Origin of the sequence: Xanthomonas sp. LF06-19, from assembly GCF_034105425.1 — a bacterium.
Classification (GTDB): Bacteria; Pseudomonadota; Gammaproteobacteria; order Xanthomonadales; family Xanthomonadaceae; genus Xanthomonas_A; species Xanthomonas_A sontii.
Window position 1 is genome coordinate 160,334 of record NZ_JAXGGH010000004.1, and the last position, 16,202, is coordinate 176,535.

Here is a 16,202-nt window from a genome sequence, read left to right on the forward strand (position 1 = left end):
GGCCGTCGCTGCGAGGTCGCGATGCGGCGTCGCGGCGACGGGACGGGGTGGGTGCGGGAAGGGTGTGATTGGCCTTGTGCCGCGAACACGCCGATCCCGTCGCGGTGCGTGCGTTTACGCATGTGTGATTTGTCGACGGAGCGGCTTCAGCCGCGACAGGCGTTCACCGGAAGGCCTGTCGCGGCTGAAGCCGCCCCTACGAGAAAACATCGCGATACGCTCAACTTGCGCCGGCGTCTACTCCAACTGATCGCGAGCAAACGCTGCGTCCAGCGCTTCCATCGCATCGCGCGGCTTGAGCTTGGCGGCCTTCTCGAACGCCGCGGCGGCGTCTTCCTCGCGCTTGTCCCCATGCAGCAACAGCAGCACGTTGGCGTGTTCGACGTGGGCGATCGGCGCGTCCGGCACCAGCTTCAGCGCCTGCTGGATGTGCTGTTCGGCGGTGGCCGCCTTCGCCCCGTAGGTCAGGCCGCCGATCATCGCGCCGACCTTGCCGATGATCTCGGCGTGGTACAGGGCCAGTGCCATGTGCGCCTCGGCATGCTTGGGCTCCAGCTCCAGGGCCGCTTCCAGCGAGGCGCGCACCTTGCTGGCGATGCCCTGCTTGAGCGCCTTGACGATGCTCAATCCCTGGCTGTAGCGGCCCAGCGCGAAGGCGTGGCGGTAGTGGCTGTTGGCCTCGTCCGGCAGCGCGGCGATCGCCGCCTCGGCCAGCGTCGCGGCCTGCTGCAGCCGCTGCAACTGCTCTTTTTCGTCCTCGACCAGATAGCCGGCGTGGATGCCGATCGCCTTGACCGTGACCGAGGCGCCGAACACGCCCAGCGCCTTGCCGGCCTCGTAGGCCTGCTGGAACTGCCCATGGTGGAACGCCCGCCAGGCCTCGATCAGCGCGGCCGACAGGGTCTGCGCGTCGTGGCCCTTGCCGGCCTTGCCGGCTGCGTCGAGCAGGGCCTGCGCGCGTGCCGGGTCCGGATAGGGTTCGCGGTCGCCAGCGTGCAGCTTGGGCCACGCTTTCTTCAGCGCCTCGCCGGCGTAGGCGTAGGCCTTGGCGTCGTACGGAAACGGCGCCCACGCGCCCGATTTTGCTGCCATGCGGATCTCCCTGTGCGGCGCCGGGCCACGGCGTCCGCGCCGAGCATGGCGCCGCTGCCGGCGCGTGGCAAGGGTAGGGCGCCGATAGTGTGTTTGCTCAAGCGGCCGGCGCCAGCATGGTGCGCATCGGGGCCACTGCCGGCCTCTCTGGAGATCGTGCGATGGCGACCAAGAAGCGTTCCACTTCCGCGCTGCGGCCGGACCGGCTGAACCCGCGGCACCTGTGGCTGGCCGGGCTGGGCGTGGTCGCGCTGACCCGCAAGCGCGCGCTGGCCGCCGCCGCCGATGCCGCGCAGGGCGCGGCGACGCTCAAGGCGCTGGCCACGCAACTGGCCGACGAGGCCGAGAGTAGCGTGCGCGAGGGCGCGGCGGCGCTGCGTGGTCAGGTGCAGCCGTTGAGCGCCGAGGTCGAGGCGCGCCTGCAGCCGGTGCTGGTGAAGTTGGGGTTGCAGGCGCGTCCGCAGTCGCGCAAGCGCGCCGCGACGGGCAAGCGCGGCGCCAAGCCGGCGGCGGCCAAGCGCAGCCCGGCCAAGCGTGTGACTGGCCGTCGTCGCGCTGGCGCCTGACCCGGCGCCTCCGCACGCATGGCGGCCGGCCACGCTCGGGCATACTCGCCGGCCACGACCTGACGAGAGACGGCACCATGCAGATCCGGCCCGCCACGCTTGACGATGCCGAGGCGATGGTCGCGGTGCAGGACGCGATCTTCGCGGCCGGCCTGCGCAAGGCGCCGACCGATCTGGCGACGGTGCGCGCGACCTACCTGCAGCATCCCGATCGTCTCCAATGCGTGCTGGCCGAGGACGCCGACGGGCGTGTCCTCGGCTTCCAGTCGCTGCGCATCGCGCGTGCCGGCAATGCCTACGACGTGGCCGAGGGCTGGGGCATCATCGGCACCCACGTCGACCCGCGCGCGGCGCGCCGTGGGGTCGGCAGCGCGCTGTTCCGGGCCACCTGTGCGGCCGCGCGCAGCGCCGGGCTGGCGCAGATCGACGCCAGCATCGCCGCCGACAATGCGCTCGGGCAGGCGTACTACGAGGCCATCGGCTTTCGCACCTACCGCACCCCGCCGGGCCTGGTCTGCAAGGTCTACCGGCTCGACGGGCCAGCCGCGCAGGCTGCCGCCGACTGAGCGGCACCGCCCCGCCTGTGCTTGCGCGCGGGGCAGGGTGCTTCAATCCAGATAGGCGTCCATCAACGCGGTCAGGTGCGCGCGTTCGGCGTCGCGCAGGAACGGCGCGACCAGTTGCATCACCTGCACGATGCCGTGGCGGATCGCCACTCGCTCGTCCTTCTCGCCGCGCGCGGCCGCGTAGTTGAGCCAGAACGTGGCCACCACCAGCACGTTGGTGGCCACGCCGCCGCGTTCCTGGGCGCTGGCGCGCATCGCGCCGGTCTGCGCGAGTCCCTCGAACACCGCCTGCACGCTGGCGTCGGCACGGCGCAGGATGCGCGCGAAGCGCAGGCGCAGGCGCCGGCTGCGGCTGAGGATCTCGACCAGGTCGCGGTACAGGAAGCGGTAGTCCCAGATGCACTCGAACACCAGGTGCAACTGCAGCCAGATATCCTCCAGCCCCGGCAGACGCGCGCTCGGCAGCGCCAGCGCCGCGTCCATGCGCTCCTCGTAGTGCGCGAACAGGTGCTCGATGATGTCGTCCTTGTTGCGGAAGTGGTAGTACAGGTTGCCGGGGCTGATCTCCAGCTCGTCGGCGATGTGGTTGGTGGTGACGTGCGGCTCGCCCTGCGCGTTGAACATCGCCAGGGCGGTCTCGAGGATGCGCCGCCGGGTGTCGCGGGCCATCAGGCCAGCAGCTTCTTCACCAGGTCCACGTATTTCTTCTGCGCTTCCGCCTGCGGCACGCCCTTGAGCTTGGCCCAGGCCTCGTACTTGGCGGTGCCGACGAAGTCGAAGAAGCCCGGCTTGGCGCCGCTGACGTCGCCCTCCGAGCCTTGCTTGTACAGCGCGTACAGCCGCAACAGGGTGTCGTTGTCGGGGCGCTCGGCCCGCTGCTTGATGTCCTGGACCGCTTTCTCGAAGGCCGCCTTGCTGTCTGCCATGATCCCGCTCCGCCCTGACCGGCAGGCATCACAGCACGGGCGGGAGGCCGGGTCAACGCGGGCCGTGGCCGGTGGCCGGCGAGGACGCCGCGGTTACAGTATCGACAGGGCGTCGGCCTGGCGGCTGTCGGCGACGCGTTCGTGCGCATGCGCGGCCTCTTCGTGGGCGGCCTGCGCCTGTCGCGCCAGCGAGGCCTTGGCCGCGATGGAACGGATTGCATCGGTGACTTCGGCCAGCGGCACCTGCGTGCTGAGCCGCTGGAAGGTGTCGCGGCTGTTGTAGCCGGAACCGTCGCGCAGGTACTGCTCGTACATGGTCAGCAGTTCGGTGCAGGCGGCGGTGAGGGTTTCCATGTTGTTGCGCGCCAGCGCATGGCCGACCTGGTCCAGGTTGTGCAGGCAGTCGGAGAGCCAGTGCAGGTCGTAGCGCGCGCTGGCCGGCTCCGGGCCGTTGTGGCCGCGGCTGTAGGCGCTGTAGCGGCGAATGCTGCGCGCCACGCGGGCGACGTGGGCGAGCAGGGTGCCGACTTCGTCGGCGATGTCGATCTGCGCCAGGGCGATGGTCGATGGCGGCGCGGCCGGGGGAACCGCCGGTGCCGGCCCCGGCTTCGGGGGGGCGGGCGAAGGCGCCGCGGCCGGTGCGGCGTTGGCGGACGCCGCCGCTGCGGGCGCTGCCTCGTATTCGTAGGTCGCGCGCAGGCGCTCGTGGTCCTGGCGCAGCGTTTCCAGTTCCTGTGCGCTGGCGGCGGCCTGCGCCTTCAGCTGGCTCAGCGCCGCCTGATACCGCGCGATCGTCTCCTTCGCAGTCGCGTCGCGCCGATAGGCATGCCCCAGACGCTGGAACAAGCCATGCGCGAACGCTGTGGCAACGGCAGCCCACAGCGCCACGGCAGGAGTGAGGTAGATCAGGATGCCCATGCAGGCTCCTTGAAACGATGCATCCCTTGTCGGCGCGGCTCGGCCGAACTTGAGGCTGCATCGTGCGAGGGGTGACGCAGTTCCGCTTTGCCGCGTCGTGCGCCCGCCCGCCGCGCGCAGGCGGCGGACGGGCGCCGGCCTCAGCGCAGGATGCCGGGCAGGTCCAGGTGCTTGTCGCGGGCGCAGTCGAGGGCGATGGCATACCCCGCATCGGCATGACGCATGACGCCGGTCGCGGGGTCGTTCCACAGCACCCGGGCGATGCGCTTGGCCGCCGCCTCGGTGCCGTCGCAGACGATGACCATGCCGGCGTGTTGCGAGAAACCCATGCCGACGCCGCCGCCGTGATGCAGCGAGACCCAGGTGGCGCCGCTGGCGGTGTTGAGCAGGGCGTTGAGCAGCGGCCAGTCGGAGACGGCGTCGGAGCCGTCGGCCATGGCCTCGGTCTCGCGGTTCGGCGAGGCGACGCTGCCGCTGTCCAGGTGGTCGCGGCCGATCACCACCGGCGCCTTCAGTTCGCCGTTGGCGACCATCTCGTTGAACGCCAGCCCCAGGCGGTCGCGGTCGCCCAGGCCGACCCAGCAGATCCGCGCCGGCAGGCCCTGGAACTGGATCTTCTCGGCGGCCATGTCCAGCCAGCGGTGCAGGTGCGGGTTGTCGGGAATCAGTTCCTTGACCTTGGCGTCGGTCCTGGCGATGTCCTCCGGGTCGCCGCTCAGCGCGGCCCAGCGGAACGGGCCGACGCCGCGGCAGAACAGCGGGCGGATGTAGGCGGGGACGAAGCCCGGGAAGTCGAAGGCATTGGCCACGCCTTCCTCCAGCGCCATCTGCCGCAGGTTGTTGCCGTAGTCCGCGGTCGGCACGCCCAGGGCGTGGAAACCGAGCATGGCGCGGATGTGGTTGGCCATCGAGGCGCGCGCGGCCTGTTCCACCTCCTTCGGTGCGGAGACGCGCTTGGCGTCCCACTGCTCGACCGTCCAGCCCTGCGGCAGGTAGCCGTTGACCGGGTCATGCGCGGAGGTCTGGTCGGTCAGCAGGTCCGGCTTGATCCCGCGCGCCAACAGCTCGGACAGCACGTCGGCGACGTTGCCGAGCAGGCCGACCGAGCGCGGCGTCTTCGCCGCGCAGGCCTCGGCGATCAGGCGCAGCGCCTCGTCCAGCGAGTCGGTCCAGGTATCCAGGTAGCCGGTGCGCAGGCGCATGTCGATGCTGCTCTTGCGGCACTCCACCGCCAGGCACGAGGCGCCGGCCATCACCGCGGCCAGCGGCTGCGCGCCGCCCATGCCGCCGAGACCGCCGGTGAACAGCCACTTGCCGGACAGGTCGCCACCGTAGTGCTGCCGGCCCATTTCGACGAAGGTCTCGTAGGTGCCCTGCACGATGCCCTGCGCGCCGATGTAGATCCAGCTGCCGGCGGTCATCTGGCCGTACATGGCCAGGCCTTTCTTATCGAGTTCGTTGAAGTGGTCCCAGTTGGCCCAGCGCGGCACCAGGTTGGAATTGGCGATCAGCACCCGCGGCGCGTCGGCATGGGTGCGGAACACGCCGACCGGCTTGCCCGACTGCACCAGCAGGGTCTGGTCGTCGTCCAGGCGCTTGAGCGTCTCGACGATGGCGTCGAAGCTCTCCCAATCGCGCGCGGCGCGGCCGATGCCGCCGTACACCACCAGTTCCTGCGGCCGCTCGGCCACGTCCGGGTGCAGGTTGTTCATCAGCATGCGTAGCGGCGCTTCGGTCAGCCAGCTCTTGCAGGTGAGGGTGCTGCCGGTGGGCGCTTGGATGGTGCGGGTGGCGTCGAGGCGGGTCATGCGGGAATCCTCAGGTGGCTGCGCGGAAGGCGGAACGCGGTGCGCGCGCGTCAGTTGGCGGCGCGGGCGGATGCGGCGGGGCTGCGGGCGAAGTCGAGGCAGGCCTGCAGCACCTGCTGCAGCACCGCGCGCAGCGGCGCGGCGTATTCGGGCTGCCACGGCGAGGGCCAGTTGCTGGGGTCGACCGTGTCGGGCTCGTGCATGTAGCCGCGGCAGGCCAGTTCCATCTGGATCGCGTGCACGCCGTCGGCCGGCGCGCCGTGGTGGCGGGTGCTCCAGCCGCCCTTGAAGCGACCGTTGCGCACGTGGCTGAAGCCGCTGCCGGCGCAGACGCGCTCCACCGCATCGGTCAGCGCTGCCGCGCAACTACTGTCCACCGCGCCGGAGGCACCGGCGCTGCCGATGTTGAATTGCGGCAGCTCGCCGTCGAACAGGTGCGGGATGCGCGAGCGGATCGAATGCGCGTCGTACACCACGATGGCCGGGTGCAGGGCGCGCAGGCGCGCGATCTCCGCGTCCAGTGCGGCGTGGTAGGGCGCGAACCACTGCGTGCGGCGCGCGTCGATCTCGGCCGCATCCGGCTCGGCCCCGGGTCGGTACAGCGGCTGCGCGTCGAAGGTGGTCAGTGGGCACAGCCCGGTGGTGTTCTGCCCGGGATACAGCGACACCCCGGCCGGGTCGCGGTTGACGTCGATCACCGAGCGCGAGATCGCGGTGCGCACGGTGGTCGCGCCCAGCGCGTTGGCGAAGTCGTACAGCAGGTGCACCCACCAGTCGGCATCGCGCTGCGCCAGCCATGGCGAGACGAAACGGTCGGCCAGCGCTTCCGGCAGGTCGGTGCCGGTGTGCGGGAAGCTGAGGATCAGCGGCGCATCGCCGCGGTGCACAGTGAGCCAGTCGGGCAGGGATGTCATACGGCCTCGCGTTGTGCTGTTCTGTGGAAGCGGCTTCAGCCGCGAACGGGGCATTACCTGGTAAAGCCCGGTCGCGGCTGATCCCAAAAAGGGGCAGAGCTGCTCCTGCGACGGGGTCTTCAGATCAGACGCTAACCTCGGGCAGCCGCATCCCCACCGCCGCGGCCAGCGCGCCGTCGCGCACCAGCGCGGTGGCGGCCAGCATGTCCGGATGGAAATAGCGATCGTCCTGCAGCGCCGGGACGCGGACGCGCAGCAGCGCGCGCGCCGCTTCCAGGGCGGCGCTGGAGCGCAGCGGCGCGTGGAAGTCGCAGCCCTGCGCGGCCGCCAGCAGTTCGATGCCGACCACGTTGGCCGCGTTCTCGGCCATCGCCAGCAGGCGGCGCGCGCCGTGCGCGGCCATCGACACGTGGTCTTCCTGGTTGGCCGAGGTCGGGATCGAATCGACGCTGGCCGGGTAGGCGCGTTGCTTGTTCTCCGAGACCAGCGCCGCGGCGGTGACCTGCGGGATCATGAAGCCGGAGTTGAGACCGGGCTTGGGGGTCAGGAACGCCGGCAATCCGGACAGCGCCGGATCCACCAGCATGGCGACGCGGCGCTCGCTGATCGAGCCGATCTCGCACACCGCCAGCGCCAGCATGTCGGCGGCGAAGGCCACCGGCTCGGCGTGGAAGTTGCCGCCGGACAGCGCCTCGCCGGTGTCGCTGAACACCAGCGGGTTGTCCGACACGCCGTTGGCTTCGGTGGCCAGGGTGGTGGCGGCCTGGCGCATCACGTCCAGCGCCGCGCCCATCACCTGCGGCTGGCAGCGCAGGCAGTACGGATCCTGCACGCGCACGTCGTTGTCGCGGTGCGAATCGCGGATCGCCGAGGCGTGCATCAAATCGCGCAGCGCCGCGGCGGTGGCGATCTGCCCGGGCTGGCCGCGCAGCGCGTGGATGCGCGGATCGAATGGGGTGTCCGAGCCTTTCGCGGCCTCGGTGGACAGCGCGCCGGCGACCAGCGCGGCATGGAACACGCGCTCGATCTCGAACAGCCCGGCCAGCGCGTAGGCGGTGGAGAACTGGGTGCCGTTGAGCAGGGCCAGGCCCTCCTTGGCGCCCAGCGTCAGCGGCTGCAGCCCGGCCTGGGCCAGCGCCTGCGCCGCCGGCAGGCGTGCGTCGCCGACGAAGGCCTCGCCGACCCCGAGCATCACCGTGGCCAGGTGCGCCAGCGGTGCCAGATCGCCGGAGGCACCGACCGAGCCCTGGCACGGCACCACCGGGATCACCTCGTGGCGCAGCAGCGCTTCCAGCAGCGCCAGCGTCTGCGGCTGCACGCCGGAGGCGCCCTGGGCAAGGCTGGCCAGCTTCAGTGCCATCATCAGCCGCACCACCGGCACCGGCATCGGCGCGCCGACCCCGGCCGCGTGCGACAGCACGATGTTGCGCTGCAGAGCCTCCAGGTCCTCGCGCTCGATGCGCACGCTGGCCAGCTTGCCGAAGCCGGTGTTGATGCCGTACACCGGCGCGCCGGTGGCGACGATCGCCTCCACGGTGCGCGCGCTGCGCAGCACCGCGTCGGCGCAGGCCGGGTCCAGGCGCACGCTGGCGCCGCGGTACACGGCGCGCCACTGCGCCAGGCTGACCGCGCCGGGGCGCAGCAGGATCTCGTCGTCGCTCATTGTCCTCTCCAGATACGCGCATGCAGCGGGTTGAAGCCCATGCGATAGACCAATTCGGCCGGTTCGGCGATGTCCCAGATCGCCAGGTCGCAGGCCAGCCCGGCGCGCAGCCGGCCGACCTGATCCTGGCGCCCGAGCGCGCGCGCCGCCTCGCGGGTGAAGCCGGCGATGCATTCGGCCACGGTCAGCCGGAACAGCGTCGCCGCCAGGTTCATCGCCAGCAGCGGGCTGGTCAGCGGCGAGGTGCCGGGGTTGCAGTCGGTGGCCAGCGCACGCGGCACGCCGGCGGCGCGCAGTGCGGCGATCGGCGGTAGCTGGGTGTCGCGGGTGAAATAGAACGCGCCCGGCAGCAGCACCGCGACGGTGCCGGCCGCGGCCATGGCGGCGACGCCGGCGTCGTCCAGGTATTCGACATGGTCGGCCGAGCGCGCGCCGTAACGCGCGGCCAGCGCCGCGCCGCCCTGGTTGGACAGTTGCTCGGCGTGGATCTTCAGCGCCAGGCCATGGCGTTGCGCGGCCTGGAACACCTGCTCGGTCTGCGCCGGGGTGAACGCGAGGTGCTCGCAGAACACGTCCACCGCCTCGGCCAGGCCCTGCGCGGCGACCGCCGGGATCATGCGCTCGCAGACCTCGTCGATATAGGCCTGGGCCTCGCCGCCGGGCGGCACCGCGTGCGCGCCGAGGAAGGTCGGCGATACCGCCACCGGGCGCAGCTCGCCCAGGCGCCGCGCCACGCGCAGCAGGCGCAGTTCGTCGTCCAGGGTCAGGCCGTAGCCGGACTTGATCTCCACCGTGGTCACGCCCTCGGCCAGCAGCGCGTCCAGTCGCGGCAGGCTGGCGGCGAGCAGGGCGTCCTCGTCGGCGGCGCGGGTGGCGCGCACCGTGGAGACGATGCCGCCGCCGGCGCGGGCGATGTCGGCGTAGCTGGCGCCGAGCAGGCGCTGCTCGAACTCGCCGGCGCGGTTGCCGGCATAGACCAGGTGGGTGTGGCAATCGATCAGGCCGGGACCGATCCAGCGCCCGCCGCAGTCGATGCTGCGCTGCGCCGACAGCGGGCCGGGCAACTGCGCGGCGGCGCCGGCGTAGACGATGCGGCCGTCGCGGCAGGCCACCACGCCGTCGTGGACCAGGCCCAATCCGCCGTCCTCGGCGTCCAGCGTCATCAGGTGCGCGTTGTGCCAGAGCGTGTCGCAGGGCATGGTCACGGGCAGGCTCGTCGGTTATTTTGTATATACAATATTGTGGTCGATGGAGGGTGTCCAGTGCAGACCCAGGCGCAGCAGCAGGCCAACGGCAACGCGGGATCGGGCGAATTCTGGTGCGCGCACGCGCTGCTGCCGCAGGGCTGGGCGCGCGACGTGCGCATCGGCGTGCGCGGCGGCCGCATCGCCACGGTGGAGCGCGACGTGGCCGCAGCCCTTGGCGATCAGCGCCTGGACATCGTGGTGACCGGGCTGGGCAATCTGCACAGCCACGCCTTCCAGCGCGGCATGGCCGGCCTGACCGAGATCGGCGGGCGCAGCGGCGACAGCTTCTGGAGCTGGCGCGAGCTGATGTACCGCTTCCTGCAGCGACTGAGCCCGGACGATCTGCAGGCCATCGCCGAGCAGGCCTACGTGGAGATGCTCGAGGCCGGCTTCACCCGGGTCGGCGAGTTCCATTACGTGCATCACGCCGCCGACGGCCAGCCCTACGCCGACCGCGCCGAGATGGCGCAGCGCCTGGCTGCCGCGGCACAGACCAGCGGTATCGGCATGACCCTGCTGCCGGTGTTCTACGCGCATGCCGACTTCGGCGGCGCCGCGCCGAACCCGGCGCAGCAGCGTCTGCTGCACGACGTCGACGGGTTCGCCGCACTGCTGGACGGCAGCCGCCGCGCCCTGCAGGGGCTGGACGACGCGGTGCTGGGCCTGGCCCCGCACAGCCTGCGCGCGGTCACCCCGGACGAACTGGCGACGCTGCTGCCGTTGTGCGGCGGCCCGGTGCACATCCATATCGCCGAGCAGACCCGCGAAGTCGACGCCTGCCTGGCCTGGAGCGGGCAGCGCCCGGTGCAATGGCTGCTGGCGCACGCGCCGGTGGATGCGCGCTGGTGCCTGGTGCACGCCACCCACGTCGACGCCGCGGAAGTGCAGGGCATCGCCGCCAGTGGCGCGGTGGTCGGGCTGTGCCCGATCACCGAGGCCAACCTCGGCGACGGCCTGTTCCCGATGCAGGACTTCCTGCGCGCCGGCGGCCGTTTCGGCGTGGGCTCCGACTCCAATGTGCTGATCGATGCGGCCGAGGAACTGCGCCTGCTCGAGTACGGCCAGCGCCTGAGCCTGCGCGGGCGCAACGTGCTCACCGGCGACACCGCGCTGTCCAGCGGCCGCTTCCTGTTCCAATCCTCCGCGCAGGGCGCGGCGCAGGCGCTCGGTGTCGAACACGGTCTGTGCGTGGGCGCCCCGGCCGATCTGGTCGAACTGGACGCCACGCATCCGGCCTTGCAGGCGCGCGACGGCGACGCCTGGCTCGACAGTTGGCTGTTCGCCGCGCGCGGCGGTGCGGTGCGTTCGGTCTGGCGCCACGGGCGTGCGCTGGTCCGCGAGGGCCGCCACCTGCAGCGCGAGGGCGTCGCCGCCCGCTACGCGCGTGCGCTGACCCGGTTGCTGGACGCATGAGCCGCGACCCGCGCGCGCTGTGCGCTGCCTGCCGCGGCACGAACTGCCGATGACGCCGGCCGCGCCGACGCTGCCGCTCAGCCAGCGCATCCGCCGCGACATCGAGGCGCACATCCGCAGCGGCGCGTGGCCGCCCGGCCATCGCATTCCGTTCGAGCACGAACTGATGGCGCAGTACGGCTGCTCGCGGATGACCGTCAACAAGGTGCTGGCGCTGCTCGCCGACGCCGGCATGATCGAGCGCCGCCGCCGCGCCGGTTCGTTCGTGGCGCGGCCGCATCCGCACATGGAGCAGGTGGCGCTGGAGATCCCGGATATCCCGGTCGAGGTCGCCGCGCGTGGCCATGCCTACCGTTTCGAACTGCTGGAGCGGCAGCAGCGCGCGCCGCGCGCGGCGTTGCCGCAGGAGGCCGAGGTCGCCGCGGGCGGCAGCCTGCTGGCGCTGCAATGCCTGCACTACGCCGACGGCCGTCCGTTCGCGCTGGAAGAGCGGGTGATCAATCCGGTGGCGGTGCCGGAGGCCTTGCAGATGGACTTCGCGGTGACCGTGCCCGGCAGCTGGCTGCTGCAGCACGTGCCGTGGACCCGCGCCGAACACCGCATCAGCGCGGTCGGCGCCAGCGCCGCGCAGGCGGCGCGCCTGCAGGTGCCGGCCGGCACCGCGTGTCTACTTATCGACCGCCGCACCTGGCGCGGCGAGCAGGCGGTGACCTTCGTGCGCCAGGTGTTCCTCGGCGACACCTACGATCTGGTCGCGCGGTTCTCGCCCGGCGCGCGCTGAGCTTGGCGCGTGGCGACTGCAGGCAACTCACGTACGCCGGCGCGACGAAGGTGTCCGTGGAAGGCCGTCGCGGCTGACGTTGCTCTTCCAGGACGCGACACGACGCGCGACGAGCACGGATGATGAGGCACGCGCAGTCGCCTCGCCGGTGCCCGATGCTGCGATGCCGCACGTTCGCCATACGCCGGCGTGCGTTTGTCCTGCCCGCCGCACTCTGGCAAGTTAACGCCAGGGCCGGGCGAGGGGCCGTGGCCGCGGAACGAGGGATGGTTCGGCATGACGTATTTCGTGACAGGCGCCACCGGTTTCATCGGCCGCTACCTGATGGCCAAGTTGATGCGGCGCAAGGGCGTCGTGCATGTCCTGCTGCGCAAGGAGTCGCAGCGCAAGTTCGATGCGCTGGTGCGCGAGCAGGGCTGGGATCCCAAGCGCCTGGTGGTGCTGCACGGCGACGTCGGCGCGGCGTACTGCGGGCTGACCGCGGCGCAGCGCAAGACGCTGCACGGCAAGGTCAAGCATTTCTTCCACCTGGCTGCGCTGTACGATCTCACCGCCAAGGCCGAGGACCAGCGCATCGCCAACCTCGACGGCACCCGCAATGCGCTGGAACTGGCCGCGCAGATCGGCGCCGGCATCTTCCACCACACCAGTTCGATCGCGGTGGCCGGGCTGTACCCGGGCATCTTCCGCGAGGACATGTTCGAGGAAGCCGAGGGCCTGGACGATCCCTACCTGCGCACCAAGCACGATGCCGAGGCGCTGGTGCGCGCCGAGACCCGGATCAAGTGGCGCATCTACCGCCCGGCGATGGTGGTCGGCGATTCGCGCACCGGCGCCATCGACAAGATCGACGGCCCGTACTACTTCTTCCCGCTGATCAAGAAACTGCGCCAGCTGCTGCCGCCGTGGGCGCCGATGCTGGGCATCGAGGGCGGGCGGATCAACCTGGTGCCGGTGGACTTCGTCGCCGACGCGATGGACCACATCGCGCACAAGCCCAAGCTCGACGGCCACACCTTCCACCTCACCGACCCCGAGCCGCTGCGCGTGGGCGAGGTGCTCAACGTGTTCTGCCGTGCCGGCCACGCCCCGGAGATGACCCTGCGGGTGGACGCGCGCATGTTCGCGTTCGTGCCCTCCAGCATCCGCGCCGCGGTCGGCAGCCTGCCGCCGATCCGCCGTTTCACCGGCATGCTGTTGCGCGACTTCCGCATCCCGCGCGAGGTGCTGAAGTTCATCACCTATCCCACGCGTTTCGACAGCCGCGAGACCGAGCGCGCGCTCAAGGGCAGCGGCATCGCCGTGCCGCGGCTGGAAGACTACGCCTGGCGCCTGTGGGACCACTGGGAACGGCACCTGGACCCGGACCTGTTCGTCGACCGTTCGCTCAAGGGCAAGGTCCGCGGCAAGGTGGTGCTGATCACCGGCGGTTCCTCGGGCATCGGCCTGGCCACCGCGCAGCGCGTCGCCGAGGCCGGCGCCATCACCGTCATCGTGGCCCGCGGCGAACAGGAACTGCATGCCGCACGCGATGCGATGAACGCCAAGGGCGGCAAGGTCTTCGCCTACACCGCCGACCTGTCGGACCTGGCCGATTGCGACCGCCTGCTCAAGACCGTGCTGGACGCGCATGGCCACGTCGACGTGCTGATCAACAATGCCGGCCGCTCGATCCGCCGCTCGATCGAACTCAGCTACGACCGCTTCCACGATTTCGAGCGGACCATGCAGCTGAACTACTTCGGCAGCCTGCGCCTGATCATGGGCGTGTTGCCGGGCATGACCGCGCGGCGCAAGGGCCACATCATCAACGTCAGCTCGATCGGCGTGCTGGCCAACTCGCCGCGCTTCTCCGCCTACGTCGCCTCCAAGGCGGCGCTGGACGCCTGGAGCCGCTGCGCGCAGGGCGAGCTGTCGGGCAAGGGCATCAGCTTCACCACGGTCAACATGCCGCTGGTGAAGACCCCGATGATCGCCCCGACCAAGATGTACGACAGCGTGCCGACACTGAGCGTGGACGAGGCCGCCGACCTGATGGTCAAGGCGATCATCGAACGCCCCAGTCGCGTGGCCACGCGCCTGGGCATCTTCGCCGCCCTGGTCAACGCCGTCGCGCCGAAGGCCTACGAGGTAGTGATGAACACCGCCTTCGAACTGTTCCCCGACTCGGCCGCGGCCAAGGGCGACCGCAAGGCGCTACGCGAGACCAAGCCCAGCCAGGAGCAGATCGCGTTTGCGGCGTTGATGCGGGGCGTCCATTGGTAGGAGCTGGGAATCGGGAATGGGGAGTAGGGAATCGGAACAGCGCTGGCTGCACGCGGTGCGGGTTCTGTCCTGTCAGGCAGGAACGTCACGGGTGCATGCTCGTCGCGTGCCGATAGCCCGCTCTACCGATTCCCGATTCCCGATTCCCCAATCCCCGCTCAAAACGTCCTACATTGCCGCCACCGCACCGGTTCCTCGTGGCCGGGGCGCGGGTTGAGCTGGATGCGGACGGTGCGCAGGGATGGGTAGCGCTCCACTTCCTTGCAGATGCGCGGCCACACCTGGGCGTCGTCGCCGCTGCGGTCGACCACCAGGGTCATTTGCGTCTGCCAGATGCCGCGGATCACGCCCGGGGTGGCGGCCAGGGCCTTGGAGAGTTCCTGGCGGTTGCGCTGTTCGGTGGCGGGATCGGGGTCGGCCAGGTCGCCGGCGTCGTCCAGCGCCGGTTGGGGCGCGGCAGCGGTGGTGCTCGTTGGCGTGGTTGCGGCCGGCGTAGGCGCGGCTGCGGCAGCGGCAGCGGGCGTAGGCGATGACGCTGTTGCGGCCACGGCTGTCGGAGGCTCTGCGGGCTGCTGCAACGCCAGCGCACCGACGCCGGTCACCACGCCCAGGGCGAGCGAGGCCAGGCCGGCGATGGCGATGTGGCGCTGCGCGCGGCGGCGGCTGGCGCCGATCACGCCGTCTTCCAGTTCGCTGGGCAGGTAGGGCTTGAGCATCGGCCAGATGCGCGGGCCGTCGAGGATTTCCACCGCCTGCTTCTCGGCCGCGGCGATGCCGTCGCGCTGCACCTTGCCCTCGGTGATCAGGATGCCGCCCTGCGCGCCCATCAGCCGTGCCGCCGCGCCCAGTTCGTTGACCGCGGCCGAGCCGATCCGGTAGGCCCGGCCGTGCTTGCACGACAGCAGCCAGCGCGCCTCGCCTCGGGTCATCACGAAGTCGCTTTGCGGTTCCTGGCTCGTGTGCTCGTCGACGGTGGCGTCCTGCAGGTCGCGCTGTTCGCGCATCGCGCGCCGCACCATGTAGGAGAAATCGCGCCAGTGCAGGCCGGCCAGCGCATGCAGTCCGGCGCTAGCCTCATTCTCGCGGCGCCGTACCAGCCACAGGTAGAGGCTGGCCGCCAGCCATGCCGCGACTGCCAAGATCGCTGCCGCTATCCAGGAAAACATGCTCGCACCCGCACACGCGCCGTAAGGAAGTCAGTGTATCGCCAGCGTGTCACGGCGCCGGCAAGGCGACAGCGGTGGACGGCGGACAAAAAAGACCCGCCAGTCCGAAGCCGAGAGGGGAGGGGAGCAAACGGTCTTCTGATGGACTGGCGGGTCCGTTTCGATTGTCTGGAAAAACGTGCTGCTTTGCAACAATCCGGTTACTCGGCCGGGGTCGGCGTCTCGCTGCGCTTGCGGCTGGCGCGCTTGGGCGCGGCCGCGCGCTTGGCTGGCGCGACCTTGGCGACCACCGGGCCGGCAGGTCGGCGCGCCGGTGCTGCGCGCTTGGCGGCGCCGGCGGGCGACGCCGTGGACTTCCTGGCGGCCTTCTTCGCCGCCGGCGCCTTGCCCGCCGCCTGCGTGGCACGGCCGCCGCGCAGATGCCGCAGTTCGCCATTGAGCGCGTCCACGCGCTCGATCAGCGCACCCAGGTCCTCGCGGCTGGGGACTTCCAGGCGGCGCAGCGCGCGCTGCACGCGGTCCTCGAACACCTTCTCCAGGCGGTCCCAGGTGTCGGCGGCGCGCTCGCGGGCCTGGCCGACCCGGTTCTCCACCGCATCGCGCACCGCATCGACCCCGCCGCCGGCCAGTTTGCGGGTGCTCTGCTCCAGGCTCAGGCCTTCCTTCACCAGGGTCTCGAACAGCTTGCCGCCCTCGGCCTGCGCACGGCCGAACGCGCCGACCCCGGCCAGCCAGACCTGCTGCGCCGATTCGCCCAGGCGCTTGGACAGCTTTTCCGCCTGCGCCTGCAGGGTGTCGTCGGCAGCGGCGGTGCTGCGCTTCTTGCGGGCGGACTTCTTCAGAGTGGCCATGACGGTGCGGTTCCTTCGGCGGGTGA

Annotated in this window: 15 protein-coding genes; 5 read left to right on the forward strand and 10 right to left on the reverse strand. The window is 71.1% G+C overall.

The window, feature by feature from the left end; translation table 11 throughout:
• Positions 1 to 237 precede the first annotated feature (237 nt).
• The gene (locus SLW55_RS09945) at positions 238 to 1,092 is read right to left on the reverse strand and encodes a hypothetical protein (protein WP_267092368.1); all 855 of its coding nucleotides are present in this window, start codon (positions 1,090 to 1,092) and stop codon (positions 238 to 240) included.
• A 161-nt stretch (positions 1,093 to 1,253) separates the two neighbouring features.
• On the opposite strand from SLW55_RS09945, the gene SLW55_RS09950 reads away from it, so the two are divergent.
• Positions 1,254 to 1,658, forward strand: a complete 405-nt coding sequence (locus tag SLW55_RS09950) for a hypothetical protein (protein ID WP_148828293.1) — start codon at positions 1,254 to 1,256, stop codon at positions 1,656 to 1,658.
• Positions 1,659 to 1,735: 77 nt separating this feature from the next.
• Positions 1,736 to 2,224 (forward strand): GNAT family N-acetyltransferase, encoded by a 489-nt coding sequence (locus SLW55_RS09955; RefSeq protein WP_242004189.1) that lies wholly within the window; start codon positions 1,736 to 1,738, stop codon positions 2,222 to 2,224.
• A gap of 42 nt (positions 2,225 to 2,266) precedes the next feature.
• Here the strand turns inward: SLW55_RS09955 and SLW55_RS09960 are convergent, their stop codons facing one another.
• From SLW55_RS09960 to hutI, 7 genes are all read right to left on the reverse strand, one after another.
• Complete coding sequence (locus SLW55_RS09960) at positions 2,267 to 2,893, reverse strand: TetR/AcrR family transcriptional regulator (protein ID WP_320745025.1); 627 nt, start codon at positions 2,891 to 2,893, stop codon at positions 2,267 to 2,269.
• A complete protein-coding gene (locus tag SLW55_RS09965) occupies positions 2,893 to 3,150 on the reverse strand; it encodes an acyl-CoA-binding protein (protein ID WP_017909407.1) in 258 nt (85 codons plus the stop codon). Before SLW55_RS09965 ends, SLW55_RS09960 begins: the two co-directional genes overlap by 1 nt.
• Before the next feature lie 93 nt (positions 3,151 to 3,243).
• A complete protein-coding gene (locus SLW55_RS09970) occupies positions 3,244 to 4,068 on the reverse strand; it encodes a hypothetical protein (protein ID WP_320694613.1) in 825 nt (274 codons plus the stop codon).
• 140 nt (positions 4,069 to 4,208) lie between these two features.
• Complete coding sequence (gene hutU, locus SLW55_RS09975; RefSeq protein ID WP_320745026.1) at positions 4,209 to 5,876, reverse strand: urocanate hydratase; 1,668 nt, start codon at positions 5,874 to 5,876, stop codon at positions 4,209 to 4,211.
• A 50-nt stretch (positions 5,877 to 5,926) separates the two neighbouring features.
• Positions 5,927 to 6,790, reverse strand: coding sequence for an N-formylglutamate deformylase (gene hutG / locus SLW55_RS09980; protein WP_295909818.1), 864 nt, complete (start codon positions 6,788 to 6,790; stop codon positions 5,927 to 5,929).
• Between the two features lie 124 nt (positions 6,791 to 6,914).
• The gene (gene hutH / locus SLW55_RS09985) at positions 6,915 to 8,453 is read right to left on the reverse strand and encodes a histidine ammonia-lyase (protein WP_152239085.1); all 1,539 of its coding nucleotides are present in this window, start codon (positions 8,451 to 8,453) and stop codon (positions 6,915 to 6,917) included.
• Positions 8,450 to 9,652: an imidazolonepropionase gene (gene hutI, locus SLW55_RS09990; RefSeq protein ID WP_295963169.1), complete on the reverse strand. Its 1,203-nt coding sequence runs from the start codon at positions 9,650 to 9,652 to the stop codon at positions 8,450 to 8,452. The genes hutH and hutI overlap by 4 nt, the downstream gene beginning before the upstream one ends.
• Positions 9,653 to 9,715: 63 nt before the next feature.
• Between hutI and SLW55_RS09995 the strand changes: the two genes are divergently transcribed.
• The 3 genes from SLW55_RS09995 (at position 9,716) to SLW55_RS10005 (ending at position 14,159) form a co-directional block, all read left to right on the forward strand.
• Positions 9,716 to 11,113 (forward strand): formimidoylglutamate deiminase, encoded by a 1,398-nt coding sequence (locus tag SLW55_RS09995; protein ID WP_295963062.1) that lies wholly within the window; start codon positions 9,716 to 9,718, stop codon positions 11,111 to 11,113.
• 49 nt (positions 11,114 to 11,162) lie between these two features.
• Positions 11,163 to 11,894, forward strand: a complete 732-nt coding sequence (hutC, locus tag SLW55_RS10000; RefSeq protein WP_026144128.1) for a histidine utilization repressor — start codon at positions 11,163 to 11,165, stop codon at positions 11,892 to 11,894.
• Between the two features lie 276 nt (positions 11,895 to 12,170).
• Positions 12,171 to 14,159, forward strand: a complete 1,989-nt coding sequence (locus SLW55_RS10005; RefSeq protein WP_295963065.1) for an SDR family oxidoreductase — start codon at positions 12,171 to 12,173, stop codon at positions 14,157 to 14,159.
• Between the two features lie 158 nt (positions 14,160 to 14,317).
• Here SLW55_RS10005 and SLW55_RS10010 read toward each other — a convergent pair whose 3' ends face one another.
• Together SLW55_RS10010 and SLW55_RS10015 are read right to left on the reverse strand one after the other, a co-directional pair.
• Complete coding sequence (locus SLW55_RS10010) at positions 14,318 to 15,325, reverse strand: restriction endonuclease (RefSeq protein WP_320745027.1); 1,008 nt, start codon at positions 15,323 to 15,325, stop codon at positions 14,318 to 14,320.
• A 200-nt stretch (positions 15,326 to 15,525) separates the two neighbouring features.
• Entirely contained in the window at positions 15,526 to 16,176 is a 651-nt protein-coding gene (locus SLW55_RS10015) for a phasin family protein (protein WP_320745028.1), read from the reverse strand.
• Positions 16,177 to 16,202 lie beyond the last annotated feature (26 nt).

Excerpts from the sequence above, each read along its gene's own strand:
- SLW55_RS09970 (WP_320694613.1), bottom strand. The coding sequence starts at position 4,068 with ATGGGCATCCTGATCTACCTCACTCCTGCCGTGGCGCTGTGGGCTGCC.
- SLW55_RS09955 (WP_242004189.1), top strand. The coding sequence starts at position 1,736 with ATGCAGATCCGGCCCGCCACGCTTGACGATGCCGAGGCGATGGTCGCG.
- hutU (WP_320745026.1), bottom strand. The coding sequence starts at position 5,876 with ATGACCCGCCTCGACGCCACCCGCACCATCCAAGCGCCCACCGGCAGC.
- SLW55_RS10010 (WP_320745027.1), bottom strand. The coding sequence starts at position 15,325 with ATGTTTTCCTGGATAGCGGCAGCGATCTTGGCAGTCGCGGCATGGCTG.
- SLW55_RS10015 (WP_320745028.1), bottom strand. The coding sequence starts at position 16,176 with ATGGCCACTCTGAAGAAGTCCGCCCGCAAGAAGCGCAGCACCGCCGCT.
- SLW55_RS09945 (WP_267092368.1), bottom strand. The coding sequence starts at position 1,092 with ATGGCAGCAAAATCGGGCGCGTGGGCGCCGTTTCCGTACGACGCCAAG.
- hutG (WP_295909818.1), bottom strand. The coding sequence starts at position 6,790 with ATGACATCCCTGCCCGACTGGCTCACTGTGCACCGCGGCGATGCGCCG.
- SLW55_RS09965 (WP_017909407.1), bottom strand. The coding sequence starts at position 3,150 with ATGGCAGACAGCAAGGCGGCCTTCGAGAAAGCGGTCCAGGACATCAAG.
- hutI (WP_295963169.1), bottom strand. The coding sequence starts at position 9,652 with ATGCCCTGCGACACGCTCTGGCACAACGCGCACCTGATGACGCTGGAC.
- SLW55_RS09960 (WP_320745025.1), bottom strand. The coding sequence starts at position 2,893 with ATGGCCCGCGACACCCGGCGGCGCATCCTCGAGACCGCCCTGGCGATG.
- hutH (WP_152239085.1), bottom strand. The coding sequence starts at position 8,453 with ATGAGCGACGACGAGATCCTGCTGCGCCCCGGCGCGGTCAGCCTGGCG.
- hutC (WP_026144128.1), top strand. The coding sequence starts at position 11,163 with ATGACGCCGGCCGCGCCGACGCTGCCGCTCAGCCAGCGCATCCGCCGC.
- SLW55_RS09950 (WP_148828293.1), top strand. The coding sequence starts at position 1,254 with ATGGCGACCAAGAAGCGTTCCACTTCCGCGCTGCGGCCGGACCGGCTG.
- SLW55_RS10005 (WP_295963065.1), top strand. The coding sequence starts at position 12,171 with ATGACGTATTTCGTGACAGGCGCCACCGGTTTCATCGGCCGCTACCTG.